This window comes from Streptomyces sp. NBC_01451 (assembly GCF_036227485.1).
Classification (GTDB): domain Bacteria; phylum Actinomycetota; class Actinomycetes; order Streptomycetales; family Streptomycetaceae; genus Streptomyces.
Genome location: NZ_CP109479.1, coordinates 3,387,496 through 3,401,452 on the forward strand (window position 1 = coordinate 3,387,496; position 13,957 = coordinate 3,401,452).

Annotated in this window: 29 protein-coding genes; all 29 read left to right on the plus strand. The window is 68.4% G+C overall.

The window, feature by feature from the left end:
• The first annotated feature begins 45 nt into the window (after positions 1-45).
• Positions 46-1,092 (plus strand): hypothetical protein, encoded by a 1,047-nt coding sequence (locus OG595_RS14620; protein ID WP_329272022.1) that lies wholly within the window; start codon positions 46-48, stop codon positions 1,090-1,092.
• Positions 1,092-1,406, plus strand: a complete 315-nt coding sequence (locus tag OG595_RS14625; RefSeq protein ID WP_329272024.1) for a hypothetical protein — start codon at positions 1,092-1,094, stop codon at positions 1,404-1,406. Before OG595_RS14620 ends, OG595_RS14625 begins: the two co-directional genes overlap by 1 nt.
• Positions 1,406-1,771, plus strand: a complete 366-nt coding sequence (locus OG595_RS14630; protein ID WP_329272026.1) for a WhiB family transcriptional regulator — start codon at positions 1,406-1,408, stop codon at positions 1,769-1,771. Before OG595_RS14625 ends, OG595_RS14630 begins: the two co-directional genes overlap by 1 nt.
• Positions 1,753-2,661 carry a hypothetical protein gene (locus OG595_RS14635; protein ID WP_329272028.1) on the plus strand — a complete coding sequence of 303 codons (909 nt, stop codon included), beginning with the start codon at positions 1,753-1,755 and terminating at the stop codon, positions 2,659-2,661. Before OG595_RS14630 ends, OG595_RS14635 begins: the two co-directional genes overlap by 19 nt.
• On the plus strand, positions 2,658-3,125 hold the full coding sequence (locus tag OG595_RS14640; protein ID WP_329272030.1) for a hypothetical protein: 468 nt from the start codon (positions 2,658-2,660) through the stop codon (positions 3,123-3,125). The genes OG595_RS14635 and OG595_RS14640 overlap by 4 nt, the downstream gene beginning before the upstream one ends.
• A 1-nt stretch (position 3,126) precedes the next feature.
• Positions 3,127-3,705 carry a hypothetical protein gene (locus tag OG595_RS14645; RefSeq protein ID WP_329272033.1) on the plus strand — a complete coding sequence of 193 codons (579 nt, stop codon included), beginning with the start codon at positions 3,127-3,129 and terminating at the stop codon, positions 3,703-3,705.
• A 65-nt stretch (positions 3,706-3,770) separates the two neighbouring features.
• Positions 3,771-4,058, plus strand: coding sequence for a stage V sporulation protein S (locus OG595_RS14650; protein ID WP_329272035.1), 288 nt, complete (start codon positions 3,771-3,773; stop codon positions 4,056-4,058).
• Positions 4,059-4,175: 117 nt separating this feature from the next.
• Positions 4,176-4,544, plus strand: coding sequence for a hypothetical protein (locus OG595_RS14655; RefSeq protein WP_329272037.1), 369 nt, complete (start codon positions 4,176-4,178; stop codon positions 4,542-4,544).
• A gap of 2 nt (positions 4,545-4,546) precedes the next feature.
• Positions 4,547-4,819: a hypothetical protein gene (locus OG595_RS14660; protein WP_329272039.1), complete on the plus strand. Its 273-nt coding sequence runs from the start codon at positions 4,547-4,549 to the stop codon at positions 4,817-4,819.
• Complete coding sequence (locus OG595_RS14665) at positions 4,816-5,007, plus strand: hypothetical protein (RefSeq protein ID WP_329272040.1); 192 nt, start codon at positions 4,816-4,818, stop codon at positions 5,005-5,007. Before OG595_RS14660 ends, OG595_RS14665 begins: the two co-directional genes overlap by 4 nt.
• Before the next feature lie 5 nt (positions 5,008-5,012).
• Positions 5,013-5,753 (plus strand): hypothetical protein, encoded by a 741-nt coding sequence (locus OG595_RS14670; RefSeq protein ID WP_329272043.1) that lies wholly within the window; start codon positions 5,013-5,015, stop codon positions 5,751-5,753.
• Positions 5,750-6,310, plus strand: a complete 561-nt coding sequence (locus tag OG595_RS14675) for a hypothetical protein (protein WP_329272045.1) — start codon at positions 5,750-5,752, stop codon at positions 6,308-6,310. Before OG595_RS14670 ends, OG595_RS14675 begins: the two co-directional genes overlap by 4 nt.
• A gap of 5 nt (positions 6,311-6,315) precedes the next feature.
• Positions 6,316-6,609: a hypothetical protein gene (locus OG595_RS14680; RefSeq protein WP_329272048.1), complete on the plus strand. Its 294-nt coding sequence runs from the start codon at positions 6,316-6,318 to the stop codon at positions 6,607-6,609.
• Position 6,610: 1 nt separating this feature from the next.
• Positions 6,611-6,862 carry a hypothetical protein gene (locus tag OG595_RS14685; RefSeq protein ID WP_329272050.1) on the plus strand — a complete coding sequence of 84 codons (252 nt, stop codon included), beginning with the start codon at positions 6,611-6,613 and terminating at the stop codon, positions 6,860-6,862.
• 112 nt (positions 6,863-6,974) lie between these two features.
• The gene (locus tag OG595_RS14690; RefSeq protein WP_329272053.1) at positions 6,975-7,223 is read left to right on the plus strand and encodes a hypothetical protein; all 249 of its coding nucleotides are present in this window, start codon (positions 6,975-6,977) and stop codon (positions 7,221-7,223) included.
• Position 7,224: 1 nt separating this feature from the next.
• Entirely contained in the window at positions 7,225-7,629 is a 405-nt protein-coding gene (locus OG595_RS14695; protein WP_329272054.1) for a hypothetical protein, read from the plus strand.
• Complete coding sequence (locus OG595_RS14700; protein WP_329272057.1) at positions 7,626-7,796, plus strand: hypothetical protein; 171 nt, start codon at positions 7,626-7,628, stop codon at positions 7,794-7,796. The genes OG595_RS14695 and OG595_RS14700 overlap by 4 nt, the downstream gene beginning before the upstream one ends.
• 24 nt (positions 7,797-7,820) lie before the next feature.
• Positions 7,821-9,326: a fibronectin type III domain-containing protein gene (locus OG595_RS14705; protein WP_329272059.1), complete on the plus strand. Its 1,506-nt coding sequence runs from the start codon at positions 7,821-7,823 to the stop codon at positions 9,324-9,326.
• A gap of 14 nt (positions 9,327-9,340) precedes the next feature.
• Positions 9,341-9,646 carry a hypothetical protein gene (locus OG595_RS14710; RefSeq protein WP_329272062.1) on the plus strand — a complete coding sequence of 102 codons (306 nt, stop codon included), beginning with the start codon at positions 9,341-9,343 and terminating at the stop codon, positions 9,644-9,646.
• On the plus strand, positions 9,646-10,395 hold the full coding sequence (locus OG595_RS14715) for a peptidoglycan recognition protein family protein (protein WP_329272064.1): 750 nt from the start codon (positions 9,646-9,648) through the stop codon (positions 10,393-10,395). Before OG595_RS14710 ends, OG595_RS14715 begins: the two co-directional genes overlap by 1 nt.
• Positions 10,392-10,673 carry a hypothetical protein gene (locus tag OG595_RS14720; RefSeq protein ID WP_329272066.1) on the plus strand — a complete coding sequence of 94 codons (282 nt, stop codon included), beginning with the start codon at positions 10,392-10,394 and terminating at the stop codon, positions 10,671-10,673. The genes OG595_RS14715 and OG595_RS14720 overlap by 4 nt, the downstream gene beginning before the upstream one ends.
• Positions 10,674-10,756: 83 nt before the next feature.
• The gene (locus tag OG595_RS14725) at positions 10,757-11,470 is read left to right on the plus strand and encodes a transglycosylase SLT domain-containing protein (protein WP_329272068.1); all 714 of its coding nucleotides are present in this window, start codon (positions 10,757-10,759) and stop codon (positions 11,468-11,470) included.
• 9 nt (positions 11,471-11,479) lie between these two features.
• The gene (locus OG595_RS14730) at positions 11,480-11,995 is read left to right on the plus strand and encodes a hypothetical protein (protein WP_329272070.1); all 516 of its coding nucleotides are present in this window, start codon (positions 11,480-11,482) and stop codon (positions 11,993-11,995) included.
• A complete protein-coding gene (locus OG595_RS14735) occupies positions 11,992-12,489 on the plus strand; it encodes an HNH endonuclease signature motif containing protein (protein WP_329272072.1) in 498 nt (165 codons plus the stop codon). The genes OG595_RS14730 and OG595_RS14735 overlap by 4 nt, the downstream gene beginning before the upstream one ends.
• Positions 12,486-12,734 (plus strand): hypothetical protein, encoded by a 249-nt coding sequence (locus OG595_RS14740; RefSeq protein ID WP_329272074.1) that lies wholly within the window; start codon positions 12,486-12,488, stop codon positions 12,732-12,734. The genes OG595_RS14735 and OG595_RS14740 overlap by 4 nt, the downstream gene beginning before the upstream one ends.
• Positions 12,735-12,742: 8 nt before the next feature.
• A complete protein-coding gene (locus tag OG595_RS14745) occupies positions 12,743-13,039 on the plus strand; it encodes a hypothetical protein (RefSeq protein ID WP_329272076.1) in 297 nt (98 codons plus the stop codon).
• Positions 13,040-13,047: 8 nt separating this feature from the next.
• The gene (locus tag OG595_RS14750; protein ID WP_329272078.1) at positions 13,048-13,518 is read left to right on the plus strand and encodes a hypothetical protein; all 471 of its coding nucleotides are present in this window, start codon (positions 13,048-13,050) and stop codon (positions 13,516-13,518) included.
• Positions 13,515-13,754: a hypothetical protein gene (locus OG595_RS14755; RefSeq protein ID WP_329272079.1), complete on the plus strand. Its 240-nt coding sequence runs from the start codon at positions 13,515-13,517 to the stop codon at positions 13,752-13,754. Before OG595_RS14750 ends, OG595_RS14755 begins: the two co-directional genes overlap by 4 nt.
• Positions 13,751-13,957, plus strand: a complete 207-nt coding sequence (locus OG595_RS14760; protein WP_329272081.1) for a hypothetical protein — start codon at positions 13,751-13,753, stop codon at positions 13,955-13,957. The genes OG595_RS14755 and OG595_RS14760 overlap by 4 nt, the downstream gene beginning before the upstream one ends.

Below are 13,957 nucleotides of genomic sequence, written 5' to 3' on the forward strand. Positions count from 1 at the left end.
CGTTTGGCGCTGTGCGGTCATTTTTTCGGTCCATACGGTCGTCGTATGCCGCTCAGCAATGAGGCCCGCGCCGTCATGGCGCAGATCAATAAAAAACACGGCCCCGGCTCGGTCATTGTCGCCTCGACGATGCCCACGCTTTCGCGCTTCACCACCGGGTCGCTCAGCCTTGACGTCATGCTCGGCGGGGGCTGGCCGGCCAACCAGTGGAACGAGATCCTCGGCGCCGAGTCCTCGGGGAAGACCACGATCGTCCACAAGACGATCGCAGCCAACCAGCAACGAGACCCGGAATTCCAAACGTTCTGGGTCGCCGCCGAGCACTACGACATCGAATGGGCCTCCGCGCTCGGCGTGGACGTCGACCGGGTGGCGGTCTACTCCACGAATGCGATGGAGGACGCCTACACCGCCCTTTTGAACGCGGCGGAATCCCGCGCATTCGACGCAGTGGTCCTCGACTCCTACCCCGCCCTCGTCGCGGACGACGAGGCCGAGAAAGAGATGGACCAGGCCACCATCTCCGCCGGCGCGAGGGTCACCGGGAGGTTCTTCCGCAAGGCCGGCTCCGCCACCCGCCGCAGCCTGGTCGACGTCGAACGCCCCCTCCTGGCGCTGATCATCAACCAGTGGCGGGACCAGATCGGCGGGTGGTCACCGGCAGGCATGACACCGAAGACCTCCCCCGGGGGCCGGGCGAAGAACTACGCGTACTACACCCGGCTGGAGGCCAGCCGCACGGAGTGGATCGATGAGAAGCGCCCCGGCGGTGGCAGCCTGCGCGTCGGTCAGGTCATCAAGCTCAAGACGATCAAGTCCAAGTCCGCCGCACCCCAGCAGGTCGCGACCGTCCGCTTCTTTTTCGCCGACTCCGCCACCGGCATCCAAAAGGGCGACTACGACACCGCGGCCGAGATGGTCACCATGGGCATCCTGTACGGCCTGATCAAGCTCGACGGCACCTGGTACAAGTACGCCGGCCACCAGTGGCACGGCGAGAAAAAGATGCGGGCGGCCTTCCTGGAAGACCTCGACCTCCAAGAGCAGATCGCCGCGGACGTCCTGGCCCTGGTGCAGCCCGGGGCGGCCTGATGGACCGCCGCATCAAAGCCTCCCGCGACCAGGAGAAGCGACTCGCCCGCAAGGTCGAGGGCTTCACCACGGCCGGTTCCGGCAACGGGTGGGCGGTGAAAAACGACGTCCGGAACACCAAGTGGTCCATCGAGTGCAAAACGACCGGGGCAGCCCGGTTTGCACTCACCAACCGGGATCTGCTGTCCGCCGAAAGGCACGCCCTCCTCGACATGCGGGAGATGGCTTTCGCGATCCAGATGTGCGGCCGGAACTGGGTCGTCATCTCGGAGGCGAATTTCCTGCGCTTCCTGGAACTGGAGGCGGACACCTAATGGGAATCCGCGCCGTCATCAATGCCCCGGACTGGTCCCCCAAGCACCACCGCGGGGAAGCCAAGTGCCGCGACGAGTCCCTCACCCCCAGCCGCCGGCGCGACATCTTCTTCTCCGACGAGTCCTTCGCCCTCGACGTGTGCAACGGCACGTACGACGGCGCCATTTGCCCCCGCCGCGCCGAATGCCTCCACGTCGCCATGGTCAACCGCGAGAACTACGGCATCTGGGGCGGCATGACCCCCGAAGCCCGGCTCGCCTTGCGCATGCGCTACCCGGCCATGCCTGAGCGCTGGACCTGGCATCCGCCCAGCGGCGACGTCACCCCCGAGCAGCAGGAGACCCAGTGGCCCCACGCGTCGTGAAGGGCGGCCCAGCCTTCACCGAGTACATCGCCGCCTCGAAGCTGGCCGAGCCCCTCTTCGGAGACCTCCAAAAGTACGTCCTGGACAAGGCCGCCAAGCCGTCGGGCCGCAGGCAGGACGTCCTCCACCCCAGCGAGATGATCAAGAGCGACTGGTGCCACCTCGCCGCCTTCCACCGCCTGCGGCTGCTGGCCGAGTCTCCGGACCGGCAACGGACCACCTTCACCCGCGAGAACATCTTCCAGGAGGGCCACCAGACCCACGCCAAGTGGCAGCAGTGGCTCAAGGAGATGGGGCGCCTCGCCGGCGACTGGTACTGCCTGTACTGCGAGGACGTCTTCTGGTGCGACACCACCCCTGACGGCTGCGGTGAATGCGACGCACCCCCCGCGGCCCTTCAGTACGCCGAAGTCCCCCTGAACGCCCACCCCTTGCGGATCGGCGGCAAGGCGGACGGCTACGCCCCCCAGGACGGCGCCCTGATCGAGATCAAGACTCTCGGTCTGGGCTCACTGCGGTTCGAGCGGCCCGAATTCCTGGCCCGCTACGAAGCCGAAACCGAGCACGGCAAAGTCCACGACCTGACCCGGCTCTGGCGGGACTTCCGCCGGCCGCTGCCCACCGCGGTACGCCAGACCCAGCTCTACATGTACCTGGCCAACCATTTCGAGGATCTGCCGTGTGACCGCACGGTGTTCTTCTACGACTTCAAATCCACCCAGGAAACGAAGTCCTTCACCGTCACCTACGACGAGTCATTCAGCGAGCCGCTCATCGAGGCCGCCGCCGCGATCGTCGACTGCCTCCAGACGGACACCCCGCCCTTCTGCAACATCAACGGCCGCTCCGGCTGCCCTGCGTGCCTGACATTCAAGGAGTACGTCAAGTGAGCGCTGCCGACGACCTCTGGGAAAAGCTGGAAAAGCTGGGCTTCGAAAAGGAGGAGAAGCCCGACGGGTTCATGCCGCAACTCCCCGCGGACATCACCTCCCTCGACGACCGCCAGCTCATGACGCTGTACGGCGAGTACGTGAGCTGGACCGCCTACGCCGCCATGCGCCTGGTCGAGGCCCGCACCAACGTCCGCGCCGCCAAGCAGAACCTCGACTACAGCAGCGCCCGCGCCGCGCTCGCCGCCTCCACCGAGAAAACGGTCGCCGGCCGGAAAGCGGCTGCCGCCGCGGACGACCACGTCCAGGAGGACGAGAAGCGCCACCTCGACGCCCTGGCGCTGGCCGAGGGCCTGGAGATGGTCCACAAGAACGCAGAGGCCCGCGCCCAGTTCTGCTCCCGAGACCTCTCCCGCCGCCAGAACTCCGGCGCCGACAGCCGCTACAGCAAGTGGGGGACCTGACATGCCGCGTATCTCCATCGGCATCGACCAGTCCTACTCCGGCTGCGCTGTCGTCCACTACGACGCCACCACCGGTAGCGCATCCGAGACCGTCCTCGACTTCTCACCCAAGAAAGTCGGCACCGGCATCCCGCGCCTCGTCACCGTGAACGCCATGCTGCGCGAGCACTTCGCCGCCATCGAGCGCCTCGGGCAGATCACCCACATCTGCTACGAGGGCTACTCCTACGGCTCCAAGTTCAGGCGGGAGGAGCTGGGCGAACTCGGCTGCGCGCTCAAGCTCGCCCTGGCCACGCAGTTCCCCATGCACCTCGAACGCCGTATCCACGCCGTCGCACCGACCACCGCGAAAAAGTTCGTGACCGGCAGCGGCAGGGCGGACAAGGACAAAATCATGTTGGCGGTGTACATGCGCTGGCAGCACGAGCCGTCCAGCAACGACGCGGCCGACGCTTACACGCTGGCCCGGATCGCCGACGCCCTGGCCACCCCGGAGCCGCCGGAGCTGAAGTTCCAGCAGGAAGTCCTCGACACGATCCGCAACCCCCCGAAGAAGACCCGCGCCAAGAACGCCGCATAACGCACGGTAATTCTTCCGCCATACGCTCCCTGCATCAGCTCTAAAATGCAGGGAGCGTATTTGTCGTGCAGACTCAGCCCGCCGAGGTGAAGGAGAAGGAGTTCCGCGTCAAGAGCGTGACTCCGCCTCCAGAGCTTGGCTCCGCGATTGCCCACGCAATCAAGTCCGGCCATCAGGTCGTCCTCAAGGCCGTTGGCGCCGGCGCCATCAATCAGTCCGTGAAGGCTATCCCCATCGCCCAGTCGTTCGTGTCTTCCTTCGGAACGAGGCTGATCGAGGAGATCACCTTTTTCCGCAGCAAGACTCCGGAAGGCGAGATCCTGGGCATCTCAATCCGCGTGATGGGCACGTGAATATCGGCCCGAAAATCCGAGACCTAAACTCGCCACATCAGGCCCACTCACTGCTGACTCACACACTGCTCATGTTCTGACTCCCCCGGGCCACGCAACGCCGCGCGGAGGAAGATCATGACGCACTGGACTCCCCCCAGCCGAGGTAAGACCAGCTTCGGCGGCCCGCTGTCCACGGGTCAGTTCCCCACCATGGGCGACGAGCTGCACCGAGTGACCTGGATTCGCCCCGAGAACGGTCAGACCGTCAGCCGCCAGGGCATGTCGAAGTCTGGCGACGGCGATCTCGGCCGCAACACGCACCGCAGCAACCGCACGGCCTCGGCCGCCGAGACCTTCGGCCCGGCCGGCGTCGTCCAGGTAAAGCGGTCCCTGCACGGACCCGGCTGCGTCTGCTGCGCGACCACCGGCCGCTACCGCATGCCCAGCGCCTTCGGCAGCCAGGAGCAGTTCACCGGGGGCGCGGCCACCGGGAAGCGAGGCTGACCATGTGGCCTCTGCTCGCCGGCGTCGCCGGGAGGGTCGGGCTGTCCACCGCAACCCGCGGTGCAGCCACCACCGCCTCACGCTCGGCCGTGACCTCGGCCGCGTCGAGCGGCTCCATCAGCGCCGGCACCACCAGCGCCAGCTCGGGGAGCCGCCTGCTGTCCGCCGCCCAGTTCGCCAACGCCGGTGCCAACGCGTTCTCCAGCAGCAGCAACCGGTCGCAGGGGAGCCCACAGGCCCCCGGAGGCGACCAGTCGGGGTGGCTGCGCTCATGAGCACCGCAGTCACCTCACCCAGCCCGGTAGCCGATTTCCGCAGCGCCATCCGCATGACCGGCACGACCGATGACGGCTCCCTCGCCCCCGCACCACCGACGAACGCGGGCAGCACCACGACCGCCGCCGCACCCCACAACAGCACCGCAACCGCCGAGTTCGCCCACGGAGCCACCACAGGGAGGTGACCCCCATGCCGGAGTTCAACCCGGACCAGTTCCGCCAGAACTCGTTCGACGGTTTCGGGGAGCGCCCCATGCGGCCCTACCGCGTCTCGCGGCCCCAGCCGGCCAGCGACCCGCAGCCCGCCAGCACGCCCAGCGGCTGGACACAGCCCCAGCTTCCCGACCCGCCCGCCGCCCCAGCCCGCCCCGCCCGGCTCACCCCGGCCGCCCAGGCACGCGCCGACATCTCCGCTGCCCGCGCCGACGCCCGCACGGCTCGCGTGGCCACCGCCCAGGCCAACGCCCAGGCCGCCGCCCACCGCCAGAGTGCGGCAGAGGCCCGAGCGACCCAGGCCCAGCAGCGCGCCGCACAAGCCACCCGCACACCCCCGCGCGTGGACCCCAGCTCGGTGCCCGACCTCACCCCGCCCCGGACGCCTGACACCCCCAGCGGGCCCGGACGCCGGGCGCCCGTCAACAGCCTGGCGTACCGCAGCGCGAGCATGCGGTTCGGCCCGCCCCCGGCGCCGCCTGAGCCCGCCCCCTCCACCATCCCCCCGCGCCCGACCTCGCCGGCCCGGCCGCCTGCCCCGCCCACCCCTACCAGCGGCACCCGCCGCGTCTCCCCGGGCATGGCCCGCGCCGGCCGCGCGGCAGGCGTCGGCGTCTTCGTCGCCGCCAAGGCCCTTCAGTCCATCAGCCGGCCCGCCACCGACCCCAAGCGCTCCGGCAACCCCCGCTACAAGACGAATCAGGGGTGGATGCGATGAACCGCGCAGGCGCCAACTCCAACATCATGTACAACCCGCCCTACCAGGCTCCGGTGGGCGGGGCGATCACGTACACCGGCGGCTCCGGCGGCACGCTCATGTCCGGCGCCCGGGACATCCTCGACGCGCGGCGGCTGATGGACACCGGCCACGTGCCCAGCGCGGAGTACCCCGACGGCTACCTCGGGACGATCGGGGCCGGCACTCGCCGTCAGGACCGGCTCCTGAACAACATCGGGAACAGGGCCACGCAGCGGTCGTACCAGCGTGGTGTGCACAAGGGGGAGAGGGTCGACCCGGCCGACTACTACTGGACCACGGACGTCCACCCGGCCGCCGCCCTCCAGGCCCAGGCCCGTGGCGAGCGCTGGACGCAGCGCGGCTCGATGATCGGCTCGCCGCTGGTCAACGACGGCAAGTCCGAGACGCTGGTGTCGACCCAGGCCCGGTTCGCGACCGCACAGCGGGTCTACACGCAGGAGATCACCCCCTCCTACACGGCCGTCAACGAGCAGCGCCGTCAGCAGCTCCTGCGCTTCCAGCCGGCCTGGAGGTGACGGCCGTGCTGCAACAGGACTCCATCTACGCCCGCCGGCCCTGGTCCAGTGCCCGGGAGCAGCAGGTCAGCGACGCTCTGCGCGAGTGGACCGACATGCCTCCGGACGCCGTTCGCCGCATGAAGCCGCCCATCCCGAACATCGGCAGGACACCGCCGCGGTTCGGATACGCCCAACACACGCTGTCCATCACGGACATCGCACGCCTCGACGACGTGTACCCCGGCGCCCGCGTGGACTTTTCGCAGCGCCAGTCCGGGTATTCCGGGACCTCTTTTCCAGCGCTGGGAGTGATCTGAAATGCCCAAGGCGACCAGCCTCACCGACCGCCGTAAGCACGGCCGCGGAGACAACAGCAGCGGCGTCGTCGGCACGAAGAACAACCTCCAGGACCAGCGCACCGTGGGCCGGTACTCGCCAAGGCCGCCGTCGGCCCGGTCGGAATTCGAAGCCGGCGTCACGGCGGGGCGGCCCATGGCCAAGGGGGTCCCGGCCGGCGGCTCGAAAAAGCGGGCGGCACCGGCCGTCCGGCGGCTCGGAGAGAAGAAATGAGCATGCGAGCACTGTCCAGCTTCCTGGCCTCCGTTTTCCAGCGGCTGAAGACGAGGTGGGCGGCATTCCGCGCCCGCCGCCGCGCCAACCAGAGCAGAAAGGCCCCGCCGGTATGAGCTACGCACCGAACCGCCCTCTGGCGGGAGAACTCAACGAAGGTCTGACGGACGGCACCTACAAGAAGATCAGCACCGACCGTGGCGGAGGCGTCGAGCCGACCACCTACGCCGTCCGCCAGGACCTGAACGACCTCTGGTACGGCGTGCATGAGACGCCCGTCAAGCGGCGCCCGGACGGCATCGCCACGCGGACGCCCGGCTATGTGCCGAATCCGCCGGCGCACATCTACTTCGGGATGTGACGTGAACCGCGACTACGAAGTACTCGTCTACCCACCGGCCTTCACAAAGCGCATGCTCGGCGTGGGCCTGAGCCTCTTCACCGCTGCCGCCGCGCTGCAAAAGGCCCTGGGTTCAACGCCGTTCTCGGTGGTCGACGCACCGGGCGACAGTTGCGCCTACTACATCGCCCTCATCTACACCACGTTCGGTGTCGCTCTGGGAGTGGTCTCGGCGGTGTACTCGGTGAAGACGTCCAGCCTGCGACTGATGGGGTATCTCGGCGCGTATCTCCTGGCGTTCGCCTCGATCAGCCTGTTCAACAGCCCCGCGACTGCGTGGATGCAGTTCGCCAACGTCGTTTCGTTCATCGGCATCTCGCTGGCCGCGTTCTCGGCGTGGCTCCGATACCGGCGGGAGGGCCCATGACGATGTCCGACGTGGCGGCGCAGATGCTTTCGATCCTCGTCAGCGCCATCGGCCTCGTCATTTTCCGGGTGATCGCCAAGTACCTGCCGGAAGACCCCGAGCCGGTCCCCCGCCCCCGCAGAAGGGCGGCGAAAAACGATGACAGCGACGACGACGCGCAGGTCTGAGTCACGACGTGAAAGGCCGTCTTGATGGCGCAAGAGAAGTGGAACCTCAACACCACGGGTCCCCTGACTGCCGAGCCCGGCAGCCCGGTCGGCCTGGTCAACCCCCCGCTCACCCCGGACGCGCGGGTAGCGGCTCGCCCCGAGGACTACGGCGAACAGGTCGTTCCGCCCAAGCCGCTGTGGTACCTCGACCAGGAGGGCGACCCGCACTCCCACGGCGTCACGGAGCCCTACAAGGTGCTGCTGTTCTGGCGCTCCAACATCGGCGACATGGCCGCCGACCTCGACGACAGCTACTACATGGGCGTCCGGGGCCTCCAGGGCATCGGCGTGGCCGGGCACCTGGTCACCGTCAACGGTGACGGCGAGATCTACCAGCCCGGCAGCGAGTCCTCGGCCACGATCACCCAGTACTGGGACAACACCGACCCGGAAAACCCGGTGCTCACCGAGATCGAACCCGAGACGGAGTACACCTTCACCGTCGCCGCCCACAACCAGGCCGGCGAGTACGGGCCGGCCTCGGACCCGCTGACCGTCACCACGCCGGCCGTGGGCTACGAGTTCAAGCACCTCACCCTTCCGCCCCGGCCCCCGAACGACGTCACCTACGCGGCCCCGCTGCCGGTCATCACCTCCGCCGCAGGCGGTGGAATCCAGCTCCACTGGACGAAGATCGCGAACGTCACCAAGTACGAGATCTTCGACAACACGAGCCAGGACACCACCGAGGCCATGGACCCCAGCCGCATCGGGCTCAACGAATCCGACGTCAAGCTCGGCGAGGTCAACCAGCCCGGCGCGAACGCCACCACCGTCACCTACACCACGCCCAACTACACCGCCCCGCGCCGCCGGTTCGCGCTGAAGGTACGGGCCGTACGCACCGACGACAACGGCACCGCCGTCTCGGAGTTCTCCACCCCACTGCGCGGCACCATCCCGGCCTCCACCGTCGCCCCCGGAACCCCGGGCGCCCCCACCCTGACCACGACACCGATCGTGGGCGGCCAGGTCAAGCTCACCATCACCCCGCCGACCATCGACTCCACCCACGGCGCCCCGGAGTACTACGCCGTGTACGACGGCACCCGCAAGGTCGCCGTCGTCTACACCCCCCTGGGCACCGCCCCGCACGTCACGCTCCAGTACACCGCGGCGCAGACCTACAGCTTCACGGTCGCCGCCGGCAACAGCGTCGGCGTCAGCGCAGCCTCCACAGCGCTCACGGGCACAGTGCCCACGCCGGCCGCCCCGGGCGCCCCCACCGGCGTCGGCGTCACCAACGTCACCACCACCGGCATGACCGTCAACTGGACCGCCCCCGCCGGCGCCAACCCACCCGTCACCTCCTACAAGGTCTACGACGGCAGCACGGTCAAGGCCACCATCACCGCCCCCACCGTCACGGCCAACCTCACCGGCTACAGCCCGGACACCGCCTACTCCATCCAGGTCGCGGCCGTGAACTCGGCGGGCGAGGGCTCCAAGTCGACGCCGGCCGTCACCGGCACCACCCCCGCCTCCTAGGAAACGAGCAGACAGTGCCCCAACCCCCCACCCTCGGCCGCAACGTCCATTACCGCGCCTCCGCAGACGACGCGGTCCGGATCAACAAGCGCCGCAAGGACGCCTACACGAGCGGCGCCTACGCCCAGGAAGACGGCACGATCGCCCACCTCGGCAACGACGTCGCCGAAGGGCAGATCTTCCCGGCCATCGTCGTCCGTGTCTGGACCGGCTCGGTCAACCTGCAAGTCCTCCTCGACGGCAACGACGTGTTCTGGGCGACCTCCCGCTCGGAGGGCGAGGAACCGGGTAAGTGGGCCTGGCCGGAGCGGGTGAGCTGATGGCCCCCCCACTCACCGCCACCGCCTTCCTCAACGCCCTGCGCGCGGAGGGCATCACCGTCGTCGAGGTCGGCTCCTGGCGCACCCACACCCGCACCGCGGAATCCCGCCCCTGGGGCCCTGTCCACGGCGTCCTGATCCACCACACCGTGACCCGGGGCACTCAGAACTCCGTCTCCATCTGCCGCGACGGCTACTCCGGACTCCCCGGCCCTCTCTGCCACGGCGTCATCGGCAAGGACGGCGTGGTCTACCTCGTCGGCTACGGCCGCACCAACCACGCCGGCGGAGGCGACCCGAACGTCCTCAAGCAGGTCACCGCCGAGAACTACGGCACCGCTCCGACCAAGCCGACCAAGGGCAACTTGGACGGCACGGACGGCAACCGCCACTTCTACGGCTTCGAGTGCGAAAACATGGGCGACGGCAAAGACCCATGGCCCAGCAAGCAGGTGGAGGCCATCGTCCGGGCCGCCACCGCGGTATGCCGCGCGCACGGCTGGAGCGCCAAGTCCGCCATCGGCCACCTGGAGTGGTCCGACGACAAGAGCGACCCTCGCGGGTTCACCATGCCCTCGATTCGCGACCGCGTCGCCGAGCGGCTCAAGCATTCGGCGAACTGGAACCCCTCCACCCCCACCCCTCCCCCGGTTTCCACCATCGAGACGAGGGTGGCAGCTCTTGAAAAGCTCGTCGCGGCGCAGGAGAAGCGCATCGTCGCCCTGGAAAAGAAAGCGGCCCCGAAATGACCGTGTACGACGTTCTGGTCTCGCTGTGGCGGACCGCGGTACCCATCATCGTCGGCTGGGTGGGCGCGCTCCTCGCGCACATCTACATCGACGTCGATGAGCAGGCTCTCTCGCAGTCCCTGGCCGCCGTGTTCGCGGTGGTCTACTACGGCCTGTTCCGCCTGCTCGAAGCCAAGGTCAGCCCCGCCTTCGGCTGGCTCCTGGGGCTGGCCCGCCCGCCCGCCTACACCAAGCCCGACCCGACGGTGACCCCCTGGGGGAAGCCGCCGGCTACCTGATTCATTTTCGGGGCCTCTATGGTGACCGACGCCGGAACGCCTGCGGGATGGCCGGGGTCTTGTCACCGTTGAAAGGTCCCCCCGTGTCCCGCCCGAAGTTCCCCACGCTCTCCTGGCGTCAGGCCCGCGTCGCCTCAGCAGCCGCCCTCACCCTCCTCCTGACGGCCGCGTACCTCGCCCAGCCAGCAGACGCCGAAGACCCTCCTCCGCGAACCGTCGCCGCCCCGTCGATGACCATGCTCGACCGGCCGCTGACCATCGACACACGCGCCGCGATCACCGCCCAGGCCAACGCCCAGGCCGCCGCCCACCTCCAGGCCGTCCAGAAGGCCGAAAAGGCGAAGCAGGAACGCCAGGCCCGCGAACGCGCCGAAGCCCAAGCAGCCGCCGCCCGCGAACACGCGCGAGAACAGGCACAGGAGCGCGAACGAGCCCGGCAGGCCGAGCAGCGAGCCGCCCGCAGCGCCCAGCGCCAGCAGGCCGCCACCCTGGCCGCCCCCTCCGCCACCGTCTCCGGCGCCCAGGGCTACGCACGCTCCCGACTCTCCTCCGCCCAGTACCAGTGCCTGAGTAACGTGGTCAGCCGGGAAAGCGGATGGAACCACCGGGCCACGAACCCCTCCTCCGGCGCCTACGGGCTCTTCCAGGCACTGCCCGGATCGAAGATGTCGTCCGCCGGCAGCGACTGGCAAAGCAATCCCCTCACCCAGATGCGGTGGGGGATTTCCTATATGAACGCCAGGTACGGAAGCCCGTGCGGAGCCTGGGATTTCTGGACAAAAAATAGGTGGTATTAGCGTCCCCACATGACGCAGATCCGCCTCCTCCTCTGCAAGGACTGCCGCACCACTGAAGTGCTTCCCGCATATCAGGGTGATCCCCGCGGAGACTCGGTCCTCGAATACGCCGTAGCCAAGCACCAGTACCCCAACGGTGAACGGCACTTCGGTCGGCTCTACCCGATCGACGGCGTAGACGAGGACCGCTGGCATTCCTCAGCAGAAATCCGCGACGAGATCCTCAAGCGGGTCTGGCAGCAGGAGGGCGCCACCGGAATGGAGCCCTGGGTCTACCAGGCCGTCGACACCCTCAAGGCCGACGCCATGCAGTGCTGGCGCAGCCGGCACCGGCCCGAGACCTGCTCCGACTTCCACTCGGAGAAGAAGCTCATCACCCCTCCCACCGCCGGCGACCGCAAGGCCGAGGGCCTGCCGAAGTGGGACAAGTCCAACCCCACCAACCAGCGCTACCTCTGCGACTACTGCCCCATCCGCAGCGTCAACGAGCAGAAGGTCCGCGCCAAGCGGGGGCTCTACCAGTGAGCGCACACCGCCGACCCGCCGAGCGCGACTGGACGAAACGATTCTTCGACAAGGTCGACCCCGGCACCGAATTCGACGACTGCCACATCTGGCTCGGCGCCAAGGACGACTACGGCTACGGAAAATTCCGAATGCCGAACGGCCACACCAAAGGCACCCACATCATCGCCTGGGAACTGGCCAACCAAAAGACCGTCCCCCCGGGCTGGCACGTCGACCACCGCTGCCGAATTCGAAGCTGCTGCAATCCAGACCACCTGGAGCCCGTACCGGCCACCGAGAACGTCGCCCGCGGCGAATCCTTCTCGGCCCGCAACGCACGAAAGACCCACTGCCCAAAGGGCCACGAGTACACCGAAGAAAACACCCGCTGGCACTCCGGCCGGCGCGAGTGCATCACCTGCATTCGAGCCCGCGACCGCGAACGACGAGCAGCGAAACGCGCGGAAAAACAAGACAGCACCTGGAGCACCACACGAAAGGGCTGGCAGTGACACACACCAGAACGCACGTGTACGACGACCTCGCCAACCCCTACATCGTCTGCGAACGGTGCCACCAGCCCGTACCCCGCTGGCACAACCGCGACAGATGCGGCTGCAACAGCGAAGCGTCGTTCTGGAACGCACCCTGCGGCCACACCGCCGGTCTGCGCAGCACCTGCCCCACATGGAGCCCGGTCGACGAATGCCAGTGCACCGGCCCCAACCCCCACCGCATCCCCGACACCCTCATCTAGGAACCCCCATGCCCTACGACACCCCCACCCCCAACGGCCCCGACGGCACCCTCCAGGTCCGCACCGCCTTCCTCGTGGTCCAGCACGAGAACGGCGAGTGGGAGGCCATGACCGACTTCGGCACGCCCATCACCGCCGAACACCCCGCCACCGTCATCGAGATGAAGTTCGGCGCGAGCGAAGTCGTCTCCGACATCGAGGCCAGCAAGCAGGCAGCCATCACCGCACACCAACTGATGGCCGTCACCGCGCAGATGCAGCAGGCCGCCAGCCACCGCTCCCTCGCCGACCAGCTCAAGCTCTAAGGCCAGCCATGCTCGCCGCCGTCATGGTCGTCGAAGGCGTCCTGCGCGCCCCCGACGGCGACGCCCACTACGACACCGGCTGGAGCCTCTACCAGGCCCTCGCCAAAAACTCGCGCCTCTACCTGCTCTCGGCCACCTGGACCGAAGACCAGTGCGCCCTCTGGCTCGCCAAACGCCAACTCCGCGGCCACATCGGCTATCTGCACCAGACCATCCCCAGCACCGCCGGCCGCCTCGAAGCACTCAACCGCATCCGCTCCTGGCACATCGGCCTGGTCCTCGAACCCAACCCCAGCATCGCCGCCGCCCTGCTGCGCGCCGGCTGGAACACCGCCGTCCTCACCCACTCCGCCTACACCCAGCCCCAATGGCGGCCCGACTACGACGGCACCCCACGCCCCTGGGACGACCTCACCGGAGAAATCGAGCACCAAACCGCCCTCCGCCTCACCGACCCCCGCACACAGGAGACCTCATGACCGTCATCCCCGCCGACAAGGCGCCCCGCCGCTTCAAGCTCATCCGCCGCACCGACGTCACCGGCGTCTCCGGCGAAGGCCACGTCGCCGACGGCGTCCAGTGGCCCGACGGAACCTGCGCCCTGCGCTGGCGCACCCAGGTCGCCACCCACGCCCTCTACGACCAGGTCCAGCACGTCGAGCACATCCACGGCCACGACGGCGCCACACGGGTGGAATTCACCGACCCCGAATGAACCGCGCCCACCAGGCCCGCCTCCTCAGCCGCCTCCACCTGACCCTCACCATCATCTGGGCACTGCTGGCCATCCCCACCCTCGTCTGGTGGCGCGAGTCCATCCTCTGGGTCGCCTTCATGAGCCTCTACGCCAACGTCGCCGCCCACTGGTCGGCCTTCCAAGGCACCCGCGCCGAACGCGAGGCAGAAAAGGACATCTGA

Excerpts from the sequence above, each read along its gene's own strand:
- OG595_RS14685 (WP_329272050.1), top strand. The coding sequence starts at position 6,611 with ATGCCCAAGGCGACCAGCCTCACCGACCGCCGTAAGCACGGCCGCGGA.
- OG595_RS14700 (WP_329272057.1), top strand. The coding sequence starts at position 7,626 with ATGACGATGTCCGACGTGGCGGCGCAGATGCTTTCGATCCTCGTCAGC.
- OG595_RS14625 (WP_329272024.1), top strand. The coding sequence starts at position 1,092 with ATGGACCGCCGCATCAAAGCCTCCCGCGACCAGGAGAAGCGACTCGCC.
- OG595_RS14670 (WP_329272043.1), top strand. The coding sequence starts at position 5,013 with ATGCCGGAGTTCAACCCGGACCAGTTCCGCCAGAACTCGTTCGACGGT.
- OG595_RS14655 (WP_329272037.1), top strand. The coding sequence starts at position 4,176 with ATGACGCACTGGACTCCCCCCAGCCGAGGTAAGACCAGCTTCGGCGGC.
- OG595_RS14690 (WP_329272053.1), top strand. The coding sequence starts at position 6,975 with ATGAGCTACGCACCGAACCGCCCTCTGGCGGGAGAACTCAACGAAGGT.
- OG595_RS14760 (WP_329272081.1), top strand. The coding sequence starts at position 13,751 with ATGAACCGCGCCCACCAGGCCCGCCTCCTCAGCCGCCTCCACCTGACC.
- OG595_RS14645 (WP_329272033.1), top strand. The coding sequence starts at position 3,127 with ATGCCGCGTATCTCCATCGGCATCGACCAGTCCTACTCCGGCTGCGCT.
- OG595_RS14675 (WP_329272045.1), top strand. The coding sequence starts at position 5,750 with ATGAACCGCGCAGGCGCCAACTCCAACATCATGTACAACCCGCCCTAC.
- OG595_RS14730 (WP_329272070.1), top strand. The coding sequence starts at position 11,480 with ATGACGCAGATCCGCCTCCTCCTCTGCAAGGACTGCCGCACCACTGAA.
- OG595_RS14750 (WP_329272078.1), top strand. The coding sequence starts at position 13,048 with ATGCTCGCCGCCGTCATGGTCGTCGAAGGCGTCCTGCGCGCCCCCGAC.
- OG595_RS14720 (WP_329272066.1), top strand. The coding sequence starts at position 10,392 with ATGACCGTGTACGACGTTCTGGTCTCGCTGTGGCGGACCGCGGTACCC.
- OG595_RS14755 (WP_329272079.1), top strand. The coding sequence starts at position 13,515 with ATGACCGTCATCCCCGCCGACAAGGCGCCCCGCCGCTTCAAGCTCATC.
- OG595_RS14630 (WP_329272026.1), top strand. The coding sequence starts at position 1,406 with ATGGGAATCCGCGCCGTCATCAATGCCCCGGACTGGTCCCCCAAGCAC.
- OG595_RS14660 (WP_329272039.1), top strand. The coding sequence starts at position 4,547 with ATGTGGCCTCTGCTCGCCGGCGTCGCCGGGAGGGTCGGGCTGTCCACC.
- OG595_RS14745 (WP_329272076.1), top strand. The coding sequence starts at position 12,743 with ATGCCCTACGACACCCCCACCCCCAACGGCCCCGACGGCACCCTCCAG.
- OG595_RS14620 (WP_329272022.1), top strand. The coding sequence starts at position 46 with ATGCCGCTCAGCAATGAGGCCCGCGCCGTCATGGCGCAGATCAATAAA.
- OG595_RS14665 (WP_329272040.1), top strand. The coding sequence starts at position 4,816 with ATGAGCACCGCAGTCACCTCACCCAGCCCGGTAGCCGATTTCCGCAGC.
- OG595_RS14715 (WP_329272064.1), top strand. The coding sequence starts at position 9,646 with ATGGCCCCCCCACTCACCGCCACCGCCTTCCTCAACGCCCTGCGCGCG.
- OG595_RS14705 (WP_329272059.1), top strand. The coding sequence starts at position 7,821 with ATGGCGCAAGAGAAGTGGAACCTCAACACCACGGGTCCCCTGACTGCC.